This window comes from Escherichia sp. MOD1-EC6300 (assembly GCF_002965045.1).
GTDB classification, from domain to species: Bacteria; Pseudomonadota; Gammaproteobacteria; order Enterobacterales; family Enterobacteriaceae; genus Escherichia; species Escherichia coli_F.
In genome coordinates this window covers 127,591-149,079 of record NZ_PTRH01000010.1, presented here as the reverse complement: position 1 = coordinate 149,079, position 21,489 = coordinate 127,591, and the positions used below count along the sequence as shown (strand labels likewise).

Below are 21,489 nucleotides of genomic sequence, written 5' to 3'. Positions count from 1 at the left end.
AGGCGGCGGTGAGAAACCGCCATTTCAGGTTACCCTACCTTCCTGCCGGATGCGGCGTGAACGCCTTATCCGTCCTACAAAAAAACTACAAATTCAATAAATTGTGAATCAATACGCAGACTTGATAAGCGAAGCATATCAGGCTTTTGTCTTTGTTGCGGCGGCACTTCTACCGCCGCTTCATCAATTAACCCGCAAAAATCGGCAACATCAAATACAGTTTAATCACCAGCGCGTTAACGATATCAATAAAGAACGCACCAACCATCGGCACGACCAGGAACGCCATGTGCGACGGGCCAAAACGTTCGGTGATTGCCTGCATGTTGGCGATTGCCGTTGGCGTTGCACCAAGGCCAAAACCACAGTGACCCGCTGCCAGCACTGCCGCATCGTAGTTTTTACCCATCATGCGCCAGGTGACGAAAATGGCATACAACGCCATGAAGATGGTCTGTACCACCAGAATCGCCAGCATCGGCAGCGCCAGCGAAGCCAGCTCCCATAGTTTCAGCCCCATCAGCGCCATCGCCAGGAACAACGACAGGCTTACGTTACCAAGCACGGATACCGCACGCTCAAAGACGCGGTAAAAGCCCATCATTGACAGACCGTTGCTCAGAATCACGCCAACAAACAGTACACAGACGAAGGTCGGCAGTTCAAAAGCAGTGCCAGCCAAAAGTTGCGCAACGATCTTCCCCACCGTCAGGCAGATAGCAATCAGCGCGATAGTTTCAATCAGCACCAGCGAGGTGATCATGCGGCCCACATCCGGCTTTTCGAACGCCGTCGGGACTTCCTGGTCATCCGGAATACCGTTCGGTGTGGTGGAGTGTTTCACCAGATAGCGCGCCACCGGACCGCCAATCAAGCCGCCCAGCACCAAACCGAACGTTGCACAGGCCATCGCCACTTCCGTCGCATTGGTGAAGCCATAACGTTCAATGAACAATTTACTCCAGGCAGCACCCGTACCGTGACCGCCCGAAAGCGTAATAGAACCGGCCAGCAGCCCCATCAGTGGATCAAGCCCTAACAGGCTAGCCATACCAATGCCAATGGCATTTTGCATCACCAATAGGCCAACAACCACAATCAGGAAAATACCAACCACACGCCCACCAGCGCGCAGACTGGCAATGTTGGCGTTCAGGCCAATGGTGGCGAAGAAAGCCAGCATTAACGGATCGCGCAGGGACATATCAAAGTTGACTTCCCAGCCCATGCTTTTTTTCAGTACCAGTAGCGCCAGCGCCACCAACAAACCACCCGCAACAGGTTCCGGTATGGTGTATTTCTTCAAAAAGGAGACGGAATGGACCAACTTACGCCCGAGCAGCAACGTCAGCGTTGCGGCAACAAGCGTTGCTAAAGTATCGAGATGAAACATAGTTACTCCTTTGTATCCGCATCACTCTTTCATACTCGTCATACTTCATCGCGCAGTGGCACCTTCATGAAATATGACGGGTATCGAGTCATGCTTTCCTGGGTCAAATTCTCAGCTGTTAATGAACAAATGGCATGGATTTTAAGCAGAAAAATACCAAAAGTTATATAAAAAAGTGCATTTATCTCATTTAAATATTTAGCAGAGGCCGTGGCAAACGTTTGCTTTTCTCTTTCGGTCAGCTAAAATGCCCGCTTTGCTACCACGGGATTGTTTTCGATGTCTGTTTCCACCCTCGAGTCAGAAAATGCGCAACCGGTTGCGCAGACTCAAAACAGCGAACTGATTTACCGTCTTGAAGATCGTCCGCCGCTTCCTCAAACTCTGTTTGCCGCCTGCCAGCATCTGCTGGCGATGTTCGTTGCGGTGATCACGCCAGCGCTATTAATCTGCCAGGCGCTGGGTTTACCGGCACAAGACACGCAACACATTATTAGTATGTCGCTGTTTGCCTCCGGTGTGGCGTCGATTATTCAAATTAAGGCCTGGGGTCCGGTTGGCTCCGGGCTGTTGTCTATTCAGGGCACCAGCTTCAACTTTGTTGCCCCGCTGATTATGGGCGGTACAGCGCTTAAGACTGGTGGTGCTGATGTTCCTACCATGATGGCGGCTTTGTTCGGCACGCTGATGCTGGCAAGTTGCACCGAGATGGTGATCTCCCGTGTTCTGCATCTGGCGCGCCGCATTATTACGCCGCTGGTTTCTGGCGTTGTGGTGATGATTATCGGCCTGTCGCTAATTCAGGTTGGGCTAACATCCATTGGCGGCGGTTACGCAGCCATGAGCGATAACACCTTCGGCGCACCGAAAAATCTGTTGCTGGCAGGCGTGGTCTTGGCCTTAATTATCCTGCTTAACCGTCAACGTAACCCATATTTGCGCGTGGCCTCACTGGTGATTGCGATGGCGGCCGGATATGCGCTGGCGTGGTTTATGGGCATGTTGCCAGAAAGCAACGAACCGATGACGCAAGAACTGATTATGGTGCCAACGCCGCTCTATTACGGTCTTGGCATTGAATGGAGTCTGCTGCTACCGCTGATGCTGGTCTTTATGATCACTTCGCTGGAAACCATTGGCGATATCACGGCGACCTCTGACGTTTCCGAACAGCCAGTGTCCGGTCCGCTATACATGAAACGTCTGAAAGGCGGCGTGCTGGCAAACGGTCTGAACTCGTTTGTCTCGGCGGTGTTTAACACTTTCCCGAACTCCTGCTTCGGGCAGAACAACGGTGTGATCCAGTTGACCGGTGTTGCCAGCCGCTATGTCGGTTTTGTCGTCGCGCTGATGTTGATCGTGCTGGGTCTGTTCCCGGCAGTGAGCGGTTTTGTACAACACATTCCAGAACCGGTTCTGGGCGGCGCAACGCTTGTAATGTTTGGCACCATCGCCGCCTCCGGTGTGCGTATCGTTTCTCGTGAGCCGCTGAACCGTCGGGCGATTCTGATTATCGCGCTGTCGCTGGCGGTCGGTCTGGGCGTGTCTCAGCAGCCGCTGATTTTGCAGTTTGCCCCTGAATGGCTGAAAAACCTGCTCTCCTCCGGGATCGCCGCGGGCGGTATTACTGCCATCGTGCTGAATCTGATTTTCCCACCAGAAAAACAGTAATTCACTGACGGCGGTAAGATAATTACCGCCGCAGTCTCACCTCTTTCACCATTCCCGCCTTGAGGATTGCGCGTAAATCGTGCATAACTCCCTTATGTGCATTTCACGGGATGGAAGACCATGAAATTTATTGGGAAGCTGCTTCTCTACATTCTCATCGCTCTGTTAGTGGCGATCGCTGGCCTCTATTTCCTTCTGCAAACCCGCTGGGGAGCAGAACATATCAGCGCATGGGTTTCCGATAATAGCGACTATCATCTGGCCTTCGGGGCGATGGATCACCGTTTTTCCGCGCCATCTCATATCGTACTGGAGAACGTCACGTTTGGTCGTGATGGTCAGCCCGCGACCCTGGTGGCAAAAAGTGTCGACATTGCGCTAAGCAGTCGGCAACTGACCGAACCACGCCATGTCGATACCATCCTGCTGGAAAACGGGACGCTGAATCTCACCGACCAGACCGCGCCGCTGCCGTTCAAAGCCGATCGTCTGCAACTGCGTGATATGGCGTTTAATAGCCCGAATAGCGAATGGAAACTGAGCGCGCAACGGGTAAATGGCGGCGTGGTTCCGTGGTCACCAGAAGCCGGTAAAGTGCTGGGTACGAAGGCGCAGATTCAATTCAGCGCCGGATCGCTTTCGCTCAATAATGTTCCTGCTACCAATGTACTGATTGAAGGCAGTATTGATAACGATCGCGTTACGCTGACTAATCTGGGTGCTGACATCACCCGCGGGACATTAACCGGAAACGCGCAGCGTAACGCCGACGGCAGCTGGCAGGTGGAAAATCTGCGCCTGGCGGATATCCGTCTACAAAGCGAAAAATCGCTAACTGACTTCTTTGCACCATTACGCTCTGTCCCGTCCTTGCAGATTGGTCGTCTGGAAGTCATCGATGCTCGCCTGCAAGGCCCGGACTGGGCGGTGACCGATCTCGATCTCAGCTTGCGCAACATGACCTTCAGTAAAGATGACTGGCAGACACAGGAAGGCAAACTGTCGATGAACGCCAGCGAGTTCATTTATGGTTCGCTGCATTTATTTGACCCTATTATAAACGCGGAATTTTCCCCGCAGGGCGTAGCGCTCCGCCAGTTCACCAGCCGCTGGGAAGGTGGCATGGTCAGAACGTCAGGGAACTGGTTGCGTGACGGGAAAACGCTGTTGCTTGATGATGCGGCAATTGCCGGGCTGGAATATACCTTGCCGAAAAACTGGCAACAGTTGTGGATGGAAATGACACCCGGCTGGTTAAACAGTCTGCAACTGAAGAGATTTAGCGCCAGCCGCAATCTAATTATTGATATCAACCCTGACTTCCCGTGGCAACTCACCGCGCTCGATGGTTACGGCGCGAATCTGACGCTGGTTACCGATCATAAATGGGGCGTCTGGAGTGGTTCGGTGAATCTGAATGCCGCCGCCGCGACGTTTAATCGTGTTGATGTCCGTCGCCCGTCGCTGGCGCTGACTGCCAATAGCAGTACGGTAAATATCAGCGAACTGAGCGCATTTACCGAAAAAGGTATTCTGGAAGCCACCGCCAGTGTTTCACAAACGCCACAACGTCAGACCCATATCAGCCTGAATGGACGCGGTGTGCCGGTGAATATTTTGCAACAGTGGGGATGGCCTGAACTACCGTTGACTGGCGACGGCAATATTCAGCTTGCCGCCAGTGGCGATATTCAGGTCAATGTCCCGCTGAAACCTACGGTTAGCGGGCAATTGCATGCCGTGAATGCCGCAAAGCAGCAAGTGACTCAAACCATGAATGCGGGCGTAGTTTCCAGTGGTGAAGTTACGTCGACGGAGCCGGTGCAGTAAAAATTAGGACGCTAGCGGATATCAGCGCTAGCGTTCCCCGTTATTAGCGCAAAATTCCATACTCACTGCACAATAACCATTTCACCGGTTCATCTTCTTCTATCGCCGGAAAACGTCCTCCCGGCTCAAGAAAATAATTATCGTGTTGGTCATCATTTACCATCGAAATTTCCCAGCCGAGAACAAACGCTTTTTCCGCCCAGAAGCGATGATACAGACGCGGCGGCAGGCAAATGCCCTGCCCCGGCTTTAACACCAGCGTTTCACCAGGTTTCATGGTACGCCGCTGACCATCAACATTCACGGTAATGACTCGTTGATCATCACAGAGATTGGCTTCGTTGGCCCAGGCCAACTGCATGCATAAGTCTCCACCGCCCCGATTGAGGATATCTTCCATTTTGTGGGTGTGAAAATGCCAGGGAGTCTGCTGATCTTGTTGGATCTGCAACATTTTCTCAGCATACGGTTTTGGATATGCCGCCGACCCCAGCGCGCCGTTGCGCATCGTTAGCAGTGTTAGTCCCGTTTGGTTGAAATCACCACGACCAAAATCGGTGATATCCCAACCGAGCTGTAAGTCGACTACTTCTTGCCAGTTATCCCGTTCCCGCTGCAGCCAGTCATCCACCGTAAAATAGGCGAACTCAGGCAAACAAACGCGGAAGGTCTGCGCAATGGCATGTGCTTTATCAATAACATAATTAATTTGTGAGCGTTTCATTGGCTTCTCCGTTGCGCATAGCAAGCCAGGCAGCGCCACGCATTCCGCTACTGTCGCCGTGCTGTGCTTTTACAATGGGAGTGGTGAATTGATCGGTGAAAACCAGTGGAGCGACTTCTGCGTTCAGATCGGTGATAAGCAGTTCCACATTCGAAAGCCCGCCGCCGATCACAATCACGCCAGGGTCAACAACGTTAACGATGGTTGCCAGCGTGCGGGCAAGCTGTTGGCGAAAACGTGCCACCTGCTGCATGGCACAAGCATCACCACGTTGTGCCAGGGTGACAATCGCCGCAGGAGTGAGCAAGTTACCAGTCATCTGTTGATAGCGTTCACTAAAACCGCTGCCGGAAACAAACGACTCCACGCAGTTGTGTTTGCCGCAATAGCAACTGACTGATGGACCATCTTCCTGCTCCGTATAGCCTGGCAACGTGATATGACCGCATTCGGCAGCATTTCCCCAGGCCCCTATAAACGGTCGTTGCTTGATGGCAATGCCACCGCCGCAGCCCGTGCCAAGCGTAATACCAAATACCACGTCATAATCTTGCCCGGCACCGTCGCAAGCTTCTGATAGCGCGAAACAGTTACCATCATTGGCTATCACCACCGGTTGCCCAAGCAATTGCTGCAAATCAGCCTGTAACGCATGACCGTTAATCACCTGAATATTCGCATTTTTAATCAGGCCAGTGAGTGGCGAGATACTGCCGGGTAAGGCGATCCCTGTCAGCATCGGTCGTTGAACGTCCCGCCTAATCTGCTCGATAAGCGCCACAACGCATGAGACAAATTGTTGATATGTCGACTTTTGCGTCGGGCAGCGGTAACGGCGAATCTCCCAGCCATGCGCATCCATGACGACGGCGGCGATTTTGGTCCCACCAATATCCAACCCCAGATAGTGCATATCTCGTTCCTTGTTGCGTAAAAGGCGGGTCACCCCGCCCTTCTGGCTTAGTACAGTGATGCTTTACCGAGCGAACCGAACAGTTTCATTTTGTGGCGAATGACTTCCCGCGCCGCGTTAATCGCATCCGGATAGATGACGTTCGGGTCCCACCAGCTCTCTTTAGCGAGAATTTCACGCACTTTCTGGAAATAGGCGTATTTCATATCGCTGGAGATATTGATTTTGCCGACGCCGAGCGTAACTGATTCAGCAATCTCCGCGTCCGGGTTTGCCGAACCACCGTGTAGCACCAGCGGAATATCAATACGTCCGGCAATGTCGCGCAAAATGTCCATTTGCAGCTTCGGTTGCATCCCTTTTGGATAGATGCCATGCGCTGTACCAATCGCCACAGCCAGTGTGTCGGCACCTGTACGAGCAATAAAATCGGCGGCTTGCGCCGGGTCAGTGTAGGTAACTTGTGAAACTCCACCTTCCACTGACGTTCCTGTTTGTCCGATGGTCCCCAGTTCACCCTCAACCGACACGCCAACCGCATGAGCGAGGCGAACCACTTCTGCGGTCAGCGCCACGTTTTCTTCATACGGCAGCAGCGAACCGTCGATCATTACTGAGGTAAATCCGCAGCGAATCGCACGCAAAACATGCTCTACAGAGGCACCATGATCGAGGTGCAGTACAAACGGGACCGGACTACGCTGGGTAATTTCGCGAATGTGAGCGAAAAAGGCATCGCCCACAAAATCATGTTCGCTGGGATGGATGGCAATAATCGCCGGAGTATTTGTCGCTTCTGCTTCATCCACGACTGCGCGAAGGAAACAGTTATCCGCCACATTAAATGCGCCAATGGCAAAGCCGTGCTGGCGGGTAGGTTGCAGTAATTCTTTCATCGAAACTAACATGTTAAATCTCCAGTTTCAGCGTGTAGTCCGCCCTGCCGGTGCGTTATTGCACTGGCATAAAGGCCATGACAGAAAATGAATCAGGCTTTGCCGATAGAGCCGCTCGCCTGTAAATACGGTGTAACCGCTTCTTCGAAGGCCAGTTCCATAGCTTTCAGCGCGTCCACCAGTTCAATGGATATATCGTGACAGAGGGTATGCAGGAGCGCGGATTTCCCCCGTTCAAAAATGGCCGCCCCCACGTTGATTTTTGCTACCCCCAGCGTCGTACAGAGCTGGAGCTGATCGAACGGCGTACCGCTACCGCCATGTAATGCCAGAGGCACGCTCGAGCAGTGGAAAATCTCCGCCAGACGCTGAAAATCAATAGCAGGTACAACACCAGGCGCGTACATGCCGTGCGCCGTGCCTACCGAGACGGCCAGTAGATCAATGCCTGTCTGCGCGATAAACGGTTCCACATCAGTGGGTTGCGTCATCAGGTCGGCATTGGTGGCTTGGTCGTAACGCGGCGCATCTGCCAGATGGCCCAGTTCGCCTTCCACGCAGAGCTGCGCGCTGGCGGCGAGTTCCACCACCGCCCTGGTCTGGCGCACGTTTTCCTCCAGGGGAAAAGCAGAAGCATCAATCATTAATCCGCTGAAACCAGCACGAAACGCCTGACGAATACAGTCCGGATTTTTGCCATGATCAAGCGCCAGAGCGACCGGTACTGAGGCAGATTCCGCGAGCGTTTTAACCACTGCCGCCGCGACGGGTGCAGGAAAATGCGCCAGATGCCCCTGATAGAGATTGAGAATGATCGGAGCGCGATTCTTCTCCGCCACGCGGATAGCTGCGTGAGCACTTTCCAGATTCATACAGTTGATCGCCAGCAAGGCGTAATGTTCATGCCAGGCTTTCATCACCATACTTTTCATATCGGCAAACATAGGGCCTCCGGTTATTCGAGGGTGAAAGTGATCTCTTCATCTTTCAGCTTTTGATCGCTCAGTTCGTCAAACTCTTCGTCACGTTCCGTTACCGGTTTCTTCCAGAGTGAAAGCATCACGCCACAAATCACCGTGCCTATACCCAGCGCCAGGCAAAACAGCAGAGGATGGGTGAACAAAGGCACAACAAACAGGCCGCCATGCGGAACCGGACTCTCCACGCCCCACACCATGATCAAGCCGCCAGCTACCGCAGAAGCCACCACACAAGATCCCACCACTCGCAGCAAGTCACGCGCGGCGATCGGAATGACTCCTTCAGTGATCATGCAGATCCCCATCGGAAACGCGGCTTTCAGCGCCTCGCGCTCCGCACGGGTGTATTTATGGCGTGTCAGTAAGAACGAAAGTGTGATGCCAAACGGAGGGATGATTGAGCCGACAAATTTCACGGCTTCTGGCCCATAGACGCCGCTGACCAGCAAGCCATCGGAAAACAACGACATTGTTTTATTTACCGGACCACCGAAATCGAAGGTTGCCATCGCGCCAAGTATGGCCCCCATCAGGAAGCGCGATCCGCCCTGCATCGACTCGAGCAAATGAATCAGTGCTTCTTGTAACCAGGCGATGGGTTTACCAATCAGCGTCATCATTAACAGCCCACCGATAATGGTGCTTAATACCGGCAACACCATGATTGGCATGAGTCCTTGCATCGACTGCGGCAGGCGGATATAGCGTTTAAGTAGCAAAATGGTGTAGCCCACCAGGAAACCACCCAACATACCGCCAATAAATCCGGTATGGATTTGCCCGCAGAGAAAGCCGACAATCAGGCCCGGGGCAAATCCGGGACGATCGGCAATAGAATAGGCAATTGCCGCGCTAATCAGCGGCACAATCAGCCCCATTCCCCAGCCGCCAATCTGATTAAGCATCCACGGGATTGTTCCTGTTTTTTCACCAACATCTGTACCGCCAAGAACTTGCCCCAACGCAATACATATCCCGGCGGCCACAATAAGGGGTATCATCCACGAGATGCCGGTTAATAAATGTTTTTTAATTTCCTGTGAAACCGGAATTTTATTGTCTTTCATATTAAGATCCCTCCAGTATAAGGATCATTTGTTTCCCAGTGATTTTTCGACCTTTTCAAGAAATTGAACGGGCGATTTAATGACGATCTCTGTCTTTACTCGCACAATACGTTTATTGGTGAAGCGTTCTTCTCCTTTTATTTTCACATCTACAGCAAGAATCACGACGTCAGCAGCAGAGATATCTGCCGCCTGTAATTCATTTTCTGTACCAATGGTTCCCTGGGTTTCAACTTTAATGGTATGGCCCAGAGCTTTTGCTCCTTTGATTAACTTTTCACGAGCAATATAGGTATGAGCAATACCCGCCGTACAGGCGGCAACACAGACAATATTCATGACATACTCCCTGTTATTTAGCAGACATCGGATTGTGCATACTGACTAAAGAGATCAATGATTTTTTGCGGACTCGTCTCAACTAACAATTGTTCTATGATGTCATCATCCGCCAGCGCGCCCGCGACCTGGGAAAGTAAACGGATATGGGTGGTATTTTGATCTTCAAGACGTACCGCAAATAAAATAATACAGCGCACGCTACTGCCATCCAGCGTTTCCCAGGGAATATCCTGCCGGGTACGGCCAATTGCCAGCGTAGTATTAATCACAGCTGAAGATTTACCATGCGGGATCGCAATATGATTTTCAAAACCAGTCGAGCCTTCCGCTTCGCGCTGCCAGACATCTTTAATAAAGGTTTCCCGACAATCGATCGCACCATCTTTTTTGAGAAGATTAGTTAATTCTTCAATCGCCTCCGCTTTATTCGTCGCTTGCATATCTAAAATAACGCGATTCGTATTCAGGATTTTTGTTATGTCCATTCGTCATACCTCATAAAATTCTGACATTAAATTTCAACGACCCGAGACGTCGCATGATGTAATTTTTCCGTAATCACCATTTCAGTGACCCGCTTAATATCGGCATCATTAAAAAAAGCGGTAACATAAGCGACCGGCATAGTGACTGTAGGCAAATTAATGGTCGAAATAATCAGTTCGATATTGTCAGGCAAAACCTGTGATAAATTCGCTGCTGAAATAACATCAACAATCGTCCATTCAGGAAATGCTCGCAGAATACGGCTTTTCAGTAGATGCGAAGTTCCGATTCCGGTTGAACAGACCAGTAATACACGTTTACGGGCAATTTGCCGCTCCATCGCAGCCTGAAAATGAACGGTCAGGTAACCCACTTCATCCTCGCTCACTGCATTCTCACCCCAGGTTTTAAATACCTGATTCACCACATATTGCGTCAACCGCCAGACATCCGCTAATTCTGCTTTAATATCTTCCAGCAATGGATTACGGATATGAATGCGATAATTTAAACGGTTAATCAGCGGCTTAATATGAACCAACAAGCCATCATATAATGCGCTGTCTTCACTAAAATCGCAGTCCACGATGTCACTGAATACCGTAATTAAACGCCAGGTAATCAGACGCGCTTCATTGCTGGCCTGCATATGTGAAATAATGCTAACATCTTTTTGTCCATCAATCGCCACACCTGATGAAATGATATATTGATAAATAAACCAGACTTCATCATCGGGCAACGTATGTGCAATTCGTTGTTCTATCTTATGAATCATCTGACTGGCAACATTAAAGATATTTTCATCATATTGCCTGGTTTGATCTTCTTCTCTTGATAACGCATTCCCGTGCGTGTTGCGATACATCATAATAAGGATGTGAGTAAAAATGTTAACGTAATAAGGTTCTCCCAAAGACCAACTTAATTCATTTTCCATATCCAGTAACAATGACTGGACAAATAACACTTCTTCCTCTCCAAAATAATGGACTAATGCTTTATAACTTCCGGGATCCAGACGTGAATACACGACACCTTGCGGCTCATTATGGTTAATAATGCCGTTAATCAGTAATGCCATTGCCTGTCGGACTTGCCCTTCACTACCTTCAATATGCGTACCACTTGGGCTGCGGATCAACGATAACCCCAACGGCGCAAGCCAGGACTCAATTACTCTCAGGTCATTAACAATAGAGGCTCCGCTGATAAAGTAGCGTTCTGACAATTTACTGATCGACGTTTCATTCGGTGTTTCACTTAATAACTGCGACGCTATTTTAACGCGCCTGGCATTATTCATTACACCATCAATCTCTTCACATTCTGCCACCAACAAATGATCAAGATGCAGCAAATCAGCAATATTCTCCGCGCTTAACATCACACCCGCGCCAGCACGCTTCTCAACATTTATTCTCCATTGCCCCAGCCATTGCTCAAGTAAACGTAAATCACGTTGAATGGTTTTTTCCGAAACATTTAAATAGCCGGCAATCGTAACAATAGTCGTATATTCCCTTCGTGGTAGAAGGAATCGTAATAATCTGTTTTGTCGCGAGGTAATCATTTGCATTTTTTACCCTTATCACAGATTAAGAAGCCCCATGAGGAAGAGCTTCAGTTGCCATCTCTGAGGGTAAATATAAAGCAGAATAATTTCACAACAATACTAAAATCTGTCCGTAATCCGGACAGTGATAAAACAAAGCAAGGCGGTTAAGGGATATTTTTCAGCACAGATCACATTTTCGCGATGAATAATCGTGATCATGCTCGCAAATACGATGGAAGAAATATTTATTACCAGATGTGAGATTATTTACCGGATACGACACAAAACCATTCGTATCCGGCATTCTTCAATAGATTACAACGTAATTGTCAGCGCATTCCCTTGAGGCGTCACCACCAGCCCCTGCTCACTTTCAGCCTGCGAACCGCCTTGCAGACCATTTACTTTCACAACATTGCGCAAGCACAGCGTCCAGTTCTTCGCCACGCCCGCACCATTCACAGTAATTGTGTTGCCAGTACGCGCCGCTTTCAGGGTGAAAAGAACGGAACCATCGGCAGCGGGCACTTCACAGATGGCTTCATGCCCGTCTTGCAGATTAAAGAGCTGGAATGCCGTGCCTTCGTGCCACGCGTAATCGGGACGTTGCTCGTTGTTGCCCAGCGCCAGTAGGGTGTTATCACGCACATAAACGGGCAGACTCAGGAAGCCGTGCTGCTGTTTATGCCAGCGACTACCATCGAGTTCATCGTTGTGCCACAGGTGTGTCCAGCGACCTTCCGGCAAGTAGAACTGCACATCGCCCGATTCAGTGAACACCGGAGCAACCATCACGTTGTCGCCTAACATGTATTGACGGTCAAGGTAATCACAAGCCGGATCGTCCGGAAACTCCATCATCATGGCCCGCATCATCGGCGTACCCCGCGCGTTCGCACGAGCAGCCTCACGATACAGATACGGCATCATGCGGCATTTCAGTTGCGTGAAGAAGCGCACCACATCACAGGACTCATCATCATAGGCCCACGGCACACGATAAGATTTGCTGCCGTGTAAACGGCTATGGCTGGAGAGCAAACCAAACGCGCACCAGCGTTTGTAAACGTGCGCCGGAGCGGTATTCTCAAAGCCGCCGATATCGTGGCTCCAGAAGCCAAAACCAGAAAGGCCAATAGACAAACCACCGCGCAGGCTTTCCGCCATTGATTCGTAGTTAGCATAACAGTCGCCACCCCAATGTACCGGGAATTTCTGCGCACCGACGGAGGCCGAGCGGGCAAACAAGACGGCTTCTTCCTCGCCAACGGTTTCCTTGAGCACGTTCCACACCAGTTCGTTGTAGATGTACGCATAATGGTTATGCATTTTCTGCGGATCGGAACCGTCAAACCATTGAACATCGGTTGGAATACGTTCGCCAAAGTCGGTCTTAAAGCAATCAACGCCCATCGCGACCAGACCTTTCAGTTTGTCGGCGTACCATTTGCAGGCATCCGGATTGGTAAAGTCATAAATCGCCAGACCTGGCTGCCATTTATCCCACTGCCACAGCGAACCGTCCGGGCGTTTGAGTAAATAACCTTTCTCTTGTAACTCTTTAAAGACAGGGGATTTTTGCCCGATATAGGGGTTAATCCAGACGCAGATTTTTAGCCCTTTCGCTTTCAGGCGGCGGATCATCCCTTCCGGGTCCGGGAAAGTCAGCGGGTCCCACTCAAAATCGCACCACTGGAAGGCTTTCATCCAGAAACAGTCAAAGTGGAAAACATGCAGTGGCAGATTGCGTTCCGCCATACCATCGATAAAGCTGTTAACCGTCGCTTCGTCGTAGTTGGTGGTAAATGAAGTGGTTAGCCACAGGCCGAAGGACCACGCGGGCGGCAGCGCCGGACGACCAGTAAAACGGGTATAACGATCAAGTACCGCTTTCGGCGTCGGGCCGTCAATAACAAAGTATTCGAGATATTCACCCTCAACGCTGAACTGCACTTTGGAGACTTTCTCCGATCCCACTTCAAAAGAGACGCATTGAGGATGATTGACCAGTACACCATAACCACGGTTAGTCATATAGAACGGGATATTTTTATACGCCTGTTCAGTACTTGTGCCGCCGTCCCGGTTCCAGGTCTCTACCGTCTGGCCATTGCGCACCAGGGCAGTAAAGCGCTCTCCCAGACCGTAAACTGTTTCGCCAACGCCAAGATCCAGCCGCTCAAACATATAATTTCGTTGATTATTCGTGTCCTGCACGTAGCCATTATTTTTCACCTGACTACCGGTAATACGTTCGCCGTTGCGCAGAAAATCCAGTGACCAGAACTCACCTTTGCTGACACGCGCACTTAAGTTGCCACTTTTAAACTCAGCGTAACGTTCTGTGTTTTCGATTGTGACCTTCACGTCCTGCAAAATATTGAGCGGGTAATGAGGACCGTTATTCAGCGCCCCCTGAAAATGCTCAATCCGTACACCGACAATACCTTCCTGTGGGGAGAAAAAGCGCAGCGTAAATAAAGGCGTATCAAGCTGCCAGGTACGTTCACGCACATCACGGGGGGCAGCATAGACCACCATTTCATTACCCTGCTGTTCAACCTCGAACACCTGAAGCGGGTGAATCAAATTGAGGCCAGGTTGAATCAACCAGTTTCCGTCGCTAATTTTCATTGCCGTTCCTTAGTTCTGCACTTCTTGAGAGGTGAATTGTTGCTGGCAACGGCGTTTGCCCTGGGCCAGCTGTTCCATAACGGTTTTCAGATTGTGCGTCGTGAGTGAGTAGTAGCGTTTAGCGATAATCGCGCTCAGCAAGTAACAGATCGCCGGAACAATCGTGAATAGCGCGATAATGATGCTAATCGTGGCGCTGTTCTGCGCTTTTTCTGCCGCATCATATCCGCCATAAGCCAGCATCCAGCCGATAAGAGCGCCGCCGAAGGCCAACCCCAGTTTGAGCACAAACAACGTGCCAGCAAAACTGATCCCGGTAAGGCGTTTACCATTGCACCACTCGCCGTAGTCGACGGTATCGGACATCATTACCCACTGGATAGGTGTCACCAGTTGATGCAACACACCAATCACGAAGATGAAGACAAACATGGTGATGCTGGCCTGCATAGGAACAAAGAACATCGCCAGGCTAATCACTGCCAGCAGGGCGTTCGTCCACCAGAAGATAGTGACTTTACATTTCCAGTCGGTCAGCGGTTTCGCCAGTGCGGAACCAATCAGGTTACCCACGCAATAAGTGGTAAGAAAAGCGACAAACACTTCCGGCGTACCCAAAATCCATGTGACGTAATACATCATCGCCCCGCCGCGTACGCACACCGCCAGAATATTGAAAATGGTCAGGAAACCGACAATACGCCACTGGTCGTTTTGCCAGATATCACGTAAATCTTCCCGCATAGACGTCGTTGTAGGTGGTGCTTCAACGCGTTCTTTAGTGGTGAAGAAACAAAAGGCCAGCATCATAAATGCCACCACGGAAAGGACCGCGATACCGCCCTGGAAACCGAGTGGTTTATTATCACCACCAATTAAATTAACCAGCGGCATCATCAGCACAGTAGAGAGCATGCCTCCCGCGGTCGCCAGCACAAAACGCCAGGATTGCAGCGAGATACGCTGAGTCGGGTCATTGGTGATTACACCACCCAATGCGCAGTAAGGGATATTGACGACGGTATAAAGTAAGGTAAGTAGGGTGTAAGTAATTGCTGCATAAATCATTTTTCCGTTCATACTGAGATCTGGCGTGCTATAGGCCAGTACACAGACGATCCCGAATGGCAGTGCGCCAAACAGTACCCATGGACGAAATTTACCCCAGCGAGAGCGCGTTCGATCGGCCAACAACCCCATGCAAGGATCAGAAATTGCATCCAGTGCACGAGCGACCAAAAACATGGTTCCGACAAATCCGGCAGGAATGCCAAAAATATCGGTATAAAAGAACATCATATATAACATTACGTTATCGAAAATAATGTGGCTGGCGGCGTCTCCCATGCCATAACCAATTTTCTCTTTAACGGACAACACTTCACTCTTCATCTGCTTTTCCTTGATGCTATAGGGGTGCTGAGACCGATAACGCATTTTGTAAACCATCCCTGTGAGAGCGAATATTCCGATATCTGGTTATTAATTTATGATTCTTGTTTTATGTGATCGTGGTAGCGTAAATTACGCTCATATATCATTGTAAAATATGGGTTTTATATGAAATATAATGCTTTCGTGATAATACGCTGCATGTATTAGGCGGAAAAAACTGATCTGGGGGATGTAGAAACTCAAGGAAGTAGCTATAATGCGCCCCGCCTCCATGTAGCAATCGAGGCGCGGAAGATCGTCGTCTCCGGTGAGGCGGCTGGACTTCAAATCCAGTTGGGGCCGCCAGCGGTCCCGGGCAGGTTCGACTCCTGTGATCTTCCGCCAATTTGCTTCTACTGACGTTCTCCAACCCCTTGTAATACAGTCAATCCAGATATTTTCTACTGCTCAATATTTAATCAACTTCAGGAATACCTGATCAAAGGTTTTGTGATGGACGATGAGCGACTGAAGAATCCGCCTGTCGGTTCTTCTGTCCTCGAACGCATCCGCGATATTCGCGCCAGCATGCGCCGTGTTTATTTGCAGGTGATTTGCCCCCCTGCTGACTCTCAGCCAACTGTATCGCCATTAAGGTGAAGATGTTGTTTTACACGCCCCAAAACACCCTTTTTTTATACGACGATTCTATTCCTTTAACCGCTGGCGAAAAAAACTGACCTATAAACTTCACCAATAATCAGACTGCCATCAAGATTAATTTTTTCATTTAATATATCAATTAAACTTGTTTTATTTTTACTATCAAAAATAGCTCATTGCCTTACTATAATTAATATATAAATTCGGTGATTAATTCTTAACATGCTTTTGCTAATAATCTCAATTGCTGGCCCTATAATATTGCGCTAGCATTGCTTTCTGGTTGTATCAGCGATACTCAAAAATTCTTAATATAATACTCATTCGACTGGTACTTATTTGTAACTCAGTTATATTTTGTCGCCCGGTGATTCAGAAGAATGCAAAAAATGGCTACCACTCCATCAAAAATACTTGATCTCACTGCCGCGGCATTTTTACTTGTCGCCTTTCTGACTGGTATTGCGGGCGCTCTCCAGACTCCCACCCTAAGTATATTCCTCGCAGATGAACTGAAAGCCCGTCCTATAATGGTAGGTTTTTTCTTCACCGGTAGCGCTATTATGGGAATTCTGGTCAGTCAATTTCTGGCAAGGCACTCCGATAAACAAGGCGACCGTAAATTACTGATCCTGCTATGTTGCTTATTTGGAGTGTTGGCCTGCACTCTTTTTGCGTGGAATCGCAACTACTTCATTCTCCTCTCTACGGGCGTACTTCTGAGTAGTTTTGCTTCCACTGCAAACCCGCAAATGTTCGCCCTCGCCCGTGAACACGCCGACAGAACAGGCCGTGAGACGGTCATGTTCAGTACATTTTTACGTGCTCAGATCTCGCTTGCCTGGGTTATCGGGCCACCGCTCGCTTATGAGCTGGCAATGGGATTTAGTTTTAAAGTGATGTATCTCACCGCTGCCATCGCATTTGTTATTTGCGGGCTGATAGTCTGGTTGTTTTTGCCATCAATACAAAGAAATATTCCTGTCGTTACCCAACCCGTAGAAATTTTACCCTCCATCCATAGAAAGCGGGATACACGGCTACTTTTTGTAGTCTGTTCAATGATGTGGGCGGCGAATAATCTCTACATGATAAATATGCCGCTATTTATTATTGATGAACTGCATCTAACCGATAAACTGGCTGGAGAAATGATTGGTATTGCTGCCGGTCTGGAAATTCCGATGATGTTAATCGCAGGCTATTACATGAAACGTATTGGCAAGCGACTATTAATGCTCATTGCTATCGTGAGTGGTATGTGTTTTTACGCCAGCGTACTCATGGCGACGACTCCGGCAGTTGAGCTGGAATTGCAAATTCTAAATGCCATTTTCCTTGGTATTCTCTGTGGTATCGGCATGCTTTATTTTCAGGATCTGATGCCTGAAAAAATAGGCTCTGCGACAACGTTATATGCAAATACCTCACGCGTCGGCTGGATTATCGCCGGCTCTGTTGACGGAATTATGGTTGAAATCTGGAGCTACCACTCGTTGTTCTGGCTGGCGATAGGGATGTTGGGTATTGCGATGATTTGCCTGCTGTTTATTAAAGATATTTAGCTCACCAGTCTGAGCTAAGAAAAATCGGCGTGGCGCAAACAGAGCCATCCTCGCCATTTTTGCTATCATGCCTGCATACATAAACGACAAAACAGTATGCAGAGGGAAAAATGGGTTCCACCAGAAAGGGGATGCTGAACGTTCTGATTGCCGCCGTGTTGTGGGGAAGTTCAGGGGTCTGCGCGCAATACATCATGGAGCAAAGCCAGATGTCGTCGCAGTTTTTGACTATGACGCGTTTGATATTCGCCGGTTTGATTCTGCTGACGCTGTCATTTGTGCATGGCGATAAAATCTTTTCTATTATTAACAATCACAAAGATGCCATTAGTCTGCTGATTTTTTCCGTGGTTGGCGCGCTAACCGTACAGCTCACTTTTTTGCTAACCATTGAAAAATCGAATGCTGCCACGGCAACGGTGCTGCAATTCCTCTCACCGACGATTATCGTCGCCTGGTTCTCACTGGTGCGTAAATCCCGCCCGGGCATTCTGGTTTTTTGCGCTATTTTGACATCGTTGATCGGGACTTTTTTATTGGTGACACACGGTAATCCGACGTCATTATCGATCTCTCCGGCCGCGTTATTCTGGGGCATTGCCTCGGCATTTGCTGCTGCATTCTATACCACCTATCCCTCAACGCTGATTGCCCGCTATGGCACGTTACCGGTCGTCGGCTGGAGTATGCTGATCGGTGGTCTAATCCTGCTGCCCTTCTATGCCGGGCAAGGAACAAACTTCGTGGTTAATGGCAGCCTGATTCTGGCGTTTTTCTATCTGGTGGTAATCGGAACTTCGCTAACCTTTAGTCTATATCTGAAAGGCGCACAGCTCATTGGCGGGCCAAAAGCCAGCATTTTGAGCTGTGCAGAACCATTAAGTAGCGCGCTGCTCTCTTTGCTGTTGCTGGGGATCACGTTCACATTGCCGGACTGGCTGGGCACACTGCTGATTCTGTCATCGGTGATTTTGATTTCAATGGATTCCCGTCGCCGCGCCAGAAAAATAAATCGTCCGGCGCGGCATGAGTGAGAATTACCAGCCAGGCACCGCGCCACCGTTAAAGATGGTTTCTGCCGCTTTAGCGACTTCGGGCGATTGATAAGATTGCAGAAATTCCTTCACGTTTTCTGCATTCTTATTATCTTCCCGTGCCACCAGAATATTCACATACGGCGAATTCTTATCTTCAATAAATACGCTGTCGTGCACCGGAGAAAGCCCGGTCTGCTGAATGTAAGTGGTGCTGATAATCGCCACATCAACTTTGGGATCATCCAGTACGCGCGGGAGCTGCGCCCCCTCGAGTTCCATAATCTGCAAATGACGAGGATTCTCGGTTATATCCAGCGCGGTAGGTAGTAACCCTTTTCCCTCTTTCAGAGTAATTAGCTTCTCTTTTTGCAACAGTAAAAGCGCGCGACCAAGGTTGGTCGGGTCGTTGGGGATCGCCACTGTCGCGCCTTCTTTTATTTGCGCCACGGTTTTGATTTTTTTGGAATAACCCGCCATGGGGAAGACAAATGTATTTCCCACCGCTACCAGTTTATAACCATGCGCCTGATTATCTTGTTCAAGAAAGGGTCGATGCTGGAAGACGTTCGCATCAAGCTCGCCATGATTTGTCGCATCGTTCGGTAGCAACGAACCGCTAAATCCTACCAGTTCAACATCGAGGCCATATTTCTCTTTTGCCACCTTTTTAGCGACTTCCGCGACATCTTGTTCTGCGCCATTAATAACGCCCACTTTAATGTGCTTTTCATCGCTGCTGCTCTGGTCGCAACCTGCCAGCAGAATTCCTGCCAGTAATAATGCGGCCCCCGCCCGTAGATGATGTGTTGTCAGTTTCATTTTTTATCCTTTTTTTAATCGTTAACTGACTATAATGGCAAGATCACTACGATTTAAAAAACGAAAAGCTATCGAATAGAAGAAAAAGGTATATAAAACTGGCACTTCTTACTGACCACGCAAACACCTTTCGTACAGCATGATGAGAGCGGCAAAAGCAAACTACACTTATGCTTCATTCGATGCACATTTGCAGAAGGTTGCAGCTATGAAGCCAACGATGCTACTCATGATTACCGTATTCCTGACTTTCCCAGCCATTTCTCAGGCCGAGTCGCCATTCAGTTCTCTACAGTCGGCAAAAGAAAAGACCACGGTATTGCAAGATTTACGTAAAATTTGCACGCCACAGGCGTCATTATCAGACGAAGCGTGGGAAAAATTAATGTTGTCTGATGAGAGTAACAAACAACATATCCGCGAAGCTATTGTGGCGATGGAGCGTAATAATCAGAATAACTACTGGGAAGCGCTGGGTAAGGTGGAATGCCCGGATATGTGAATTTCGCACACCTCCGCGCTCAGGCCAGCAGCCACTGACGTACGCTCGCACATCAGTAAATCACCTGCTTTTTCAAATTCCAATCAGAATTGAACCCGTTCATCAGGATTGTGGATAAAATTCCCTCTACATTATTTTCATTTCATCACATAGAAAATCTTATCTCATTGAAACAATAGTTGTTTTTAATGCAGAAAAGGAAGTCCAACGGATGGGCATAAAAATGAGCGAATTTTGATATCACCACCCTCTAAAAAATGGTGAAGTCTGAACAAAGAATGTTCGAAAGGAGAGAGTAGAGATGGAAAGCGCAAATCTGGATTTAGAAGAAAATAAAGAAATTGCCAGTAAGTTCGAACGTGCACTAGGTATGGGAGCAACGCTTGCAGAACTGCATGGCATAACCCCGGATACCCTTGAAGGCGTTTATGCTTACGCTTATAACTTTTATGAAAAAGGAAGACTTGACGAAGCTGAACTCTTTTTTAAATTTCTCTGTATTTATGATTTCCAAAATTATAATTATTTAAAGGGATATGCCGCCGTCTGTCAGTTGAAGAAAGAATATCAAAAGGCATTCGACATGTATCATATCTGTTTGATGCTATCTCCCGATAACGATTTCTCTTTGGTTTATTATATGGGCCAATGCCAGATGGGCTTAAAAAACATTAAAATGGCCACGGAGTTATTTAATACAGTCGTAACCTACAGTCAAAATGAAAAAGTTAAAGAGATGGCTAATGCTTATCTTGAACTCTTGACAGCCAATTCCGAAGAGGAAGTTCAAACAGAGTGAGTCGGCAAAATGAACATAAACATAAAAAAATCTTCTTTTACGCCTGAAGAAGCAACCAAGAAATATAAAGAGGAAGCAACAATTGATTTAAAAAACAACCATACCAATAAAATAAATGAGAAGAATAACAATAAACACATTGCTTATTTTCCCGTTGATGCCATTTTAGATGGAAATAAACATCTGCCATGAGTTAAATAATAAACAGTTAATTAAGCCAGATGATAGCTTAAAAA

General features: G+C 48.8%; 19 protein-coding genes, 1 tRNA gene and 1 pseudogene. 9 read left to right on the top strand and 12 right to left on the bottom strand.

From position 1 onward, the window contains the following. Positions 1 to 187 precede the first annotated feature (187 nt). Positions 188 to 1,393, bottom strand: coding sequence for a sodium/glutamate symporter (gltS, locus tag BGE37_RS16245; RefSeq protein WP_000468836.1), 1,206 nt, complete (start codon positions 1,391 to 1,393; stop codon positions 188 to 190). Positions 1,394 to 1,672: 279 nt separating this feature from the next. Between gltS and xanP the strand changes: the two genes are divergently transcribed. Together xanP and BGE37_RS16235 are read left to right on the top strand one after the other, a co-directional pair. Continuing rightward, on the top strand, positions 1,673 to 3,064 hold the full coding sequence (gene xanP / locus BGE37_RS16240) for a xanthine/proton symporter XanP (protein WP_001295238.1): 1,392 nt from the start codon (positions 1,673 to 1,675) through the stop codon (positions 3,062 to 3,064). 120 nt (positions 3,065 to 3,184) lie between these two features. Beyond that, positions 3,185 to 4,894, top strand: coding sequence for an AsmA family protein (locus BGE37_RS16235; protein WP_088541995.1), 1,710 nt, complete (start codon positions 3,185 to 3,187; stop codon positions 4,892 to 4,894). A gap of 43 nt (positions 4,895 to 4,937) precedes the next feature. On the opposite strand, the gene BGE37_RS16230 is transcribed toward BGE37_RS16235, so the two are convergent. The 10 genes from BGE37_RS16230 to BGE37_RS16185 all read right to left on the bottom strand — a co-directional run bounded on the left by BGE37_RS16230 (position 4,938) and on the right by BGE37_RS16185 (position 15,886). Beyond that, entirely contained in the window at positions 4,938 to 5,618 is a 681-nt protein-coding gene (locus BGE37_RS16230) for a D-lyxose/D-mannose family sugar isomerase (protein ID WP_088541994.1), read from the bottom strand. Further along, positions 5,599 to 6,531 carry an ROK family protein gene (locus BGE37_RS16225; RefSeq protein WP_032185489.1) on the bottom strand — a complete coding sequence of 311 codons (933 nt, stop codon included), beginning with the start codon at positions 6,529 to 6,531 and terminating at the stop codon, positions 5,599 to 5,601. Before BGE37_RS16225 ends, BGE37_RS16230 begins: the two co-directional genes overlap by 20 nt. Before the next feature lie 47 nt (positions 6,532 to 6,578). Beyond that, a complete protein-coding gene (locus BGE37_RS16220) occupies positions 6,579 to 7,439 on the bottom strand; it encodes a ketose-bisphosphate aldolase (protein WP_032185490.1) in 861 nt (286 codons plus the stop codon). Positions 7,440 to 7,519: 80 nt separating this feature from the next. After that, the gene (locus tag BGE37_RS16215) at positions 7,520 to 8,371 is read right to left on the bottom strand and encodes a class II fructose-bisphosphate aldolase (RefSeq protein ID WP_088541993.1); all 852 of its coding nucleotides are present in this window, start codon (positions 8,369 to 8,371) and stop codon (positions 7,520 to 7,522) included. Between the two features lie 11 nt (positions 8,372 to 8,382). Next, positions 8,383 to 9,474, bottom strand: coding sequence for a PTS fructose transporter subunit IIC (locus BGE37_RS16210; protein WP_032185491.1), 1,092 nt, complete (start codon positions 9,472 to 9,474; stop codon positions 8,383 to 8,385). A gap of 24 nt (positions 9,475 to 9,498) precedes the next feature. Then, positions 9,499 to 9,813 carry a PTS fructose transporter subunit IIB gene (locus tag BGE37_RS16205; RefSeq protein WP_001028073.1) on the bottom strand — a complete coding sequence of 105 codons (315 nt, stop codon included), beginning with the start codon at positions 9,811 to 9,813 and terminating at the stop codon, positions 9,499 to 9,501. 17 nt (positions 9,814 to 9,830) lie between these two features. Continuing rightward, positions 9,831 to 10,301, bottom strand: coding sequence for a PTS sugar transporter subunit IIA (locus BGE37_RS16200; protein WP_000355546.1), 471 nt, complete (start codon positions 10,299 to 10,301; stop codon positions 9,831 to 9,833). Positions 10,302 to 10,327: 26 nt separating this feature from the next. Beyond that, positions 10,328 to 11,881 carry a BglG family transcription antiterminator gene (locus tag BGE37_RS16195; RefSeq protein ID WP_001314234.1) on the bottom strand — a complete coding sequence of 518 codons (1,554 nt, stop codon included), beginning with the start codon at positions 11,879 to 11,881 and terminating at the stop codon, positions 10,328 to 10,330. A gap of 294 nt (positions 11,882 to 12,175) precedes the next feature. Beyond that, positions 12,176 to 14,494: an alpha-xylosidase gene (gene yicI / locus BGE37_RS16190; protein ID WP_105288213.1), complete on the bottom strand. Its 2,319-nt coding sequence runs from the start codon at positions 14,492 to 14,494 to the stop codon at positions 12,176 to 12,178. Between the two features lie 9 nt (positions 14,495 to 14,503). Beyond that, the gene (locus tag BGE37_RS16185; RefSeq protein ID WP_000834430.1) at positions 14,504 to 15,886 is read right to left on the bottom strand and encodes a glycoside-pentoside-hexuronide family transporter; all 1,383 of its coding nucleotides are present in this window, start codon (positions 15,884 to 15,886) and stop codon (positions 14,504 to 14,506) included. Between the two features lie 292 nt (positions 15,887 to 16,178). Here BGE37_RS16185 and BGE37_RS16180 point away from each other — a divergent pair. From BGE37_RS16180 to BGE37_RS16165, 4 genes and pseudogenes are all read left to right on the top strand, one after another. Next, positions 16,179 to 16,273: transfer RNA gene (locus BGE37_RS16180), tRNA-Sec, on the top strand. Between the two features lie 78 nt (positions 16,274 to 16,351). Then, positions 16,352 to 16,513 (top strand): annotated as a pseudogene (gene rhuM / locus BGE37_RS16175) (RhuM family protein); the annotation flags it as partial. 398 nt (positions 16,514 to 16,911) lie between these two features. After that, the gene (locus BGE37_RS16170; protein WP_088541991.1) at positions 16,912 to 18,096 is read left to right on the top strand and encodes a sugar efflux transporter; all 1,185 of its coding nucleotides are present in this window, start codon (positions 16,912 to 16,914) and stop codon (positions 18,094 to 18,096) included. Positions 18,097 to 18,206: 110 nt separating this feature from the next. Further along, entirely contained in the window at positions 18,207 to 19,130 is a 924-nt protein-coding gene (locus BGE37_RS16165) for a carboxylate/amino acid/amine transporter (RefSeq protein ID WP_000535948.1), read from the top strand. Between the two features lie 3 nt (positions 19,131 to 19,133). Here the strand turns inward: BGE37_RS16165 and nlpA are convergent, their stop codons facing one another. Beyond that, complete coding sequence (nlpA, locus tag BGE37_RS16160; protein WP_000779407.1) at positions 19,134 to 19,952, bottom strand: lipoprotein NlpA; 819 nt, start codon at positions 19,950 to 19,952, stop codon at positions 19,134 to 19,136. Positions 19,953 to 20,160: 208 nt separating this feature from the next. Here nlpA and yicS point away from each other — a divergent pair, with 208 nt between their 5' ends. The 3 genes from yicS to BGE37_RS16145 all read left to right on the top strand — a co-directional run bounded on the left by yicS (position 20,161) and on the right by BGE37_RS16145 (position 21,445). Next, positions 20,161 to 20,454 (top strand): protein YicS, encoded by a 294-nt coding sequence (gene yicS, locus BGE37_RS16155; protein ID WP_001306625.1) that lies wholly within the window; start codon positions 20,161 to 20,163, stop codon positions 20,452 to 20,454. A 301-nt stretch (positions 20,455 to 20,755) separates the two neighbouring features. Next, on the top strand, positions 20,756 to 21,253 hold the full coding sequence (locus tag BGE37_RS16150; protein WP_088541990.1) for a SycD/LcrH family type III secretion system chaperone: 498 nt from the start codon (positions 20,756 to 20,758) through the stop codon (positions 21,251 to 21,253). Between the two features lie 9 nt (positions 21,254 to 21,262). Next, on the top strand, positions 21,263 to 21,445 hold the full coding sequence (locus BGE37_RS16145) for a hypothetical protein (protein WP_088541989.1): 183 nt from the start codon (positions 21,263 to 21,265) through the stop codon (positions 21,443 to 21,445). The last annotated feature ends 44 nt before the right edge of the window (positions 21,446 to 21,489 follow it).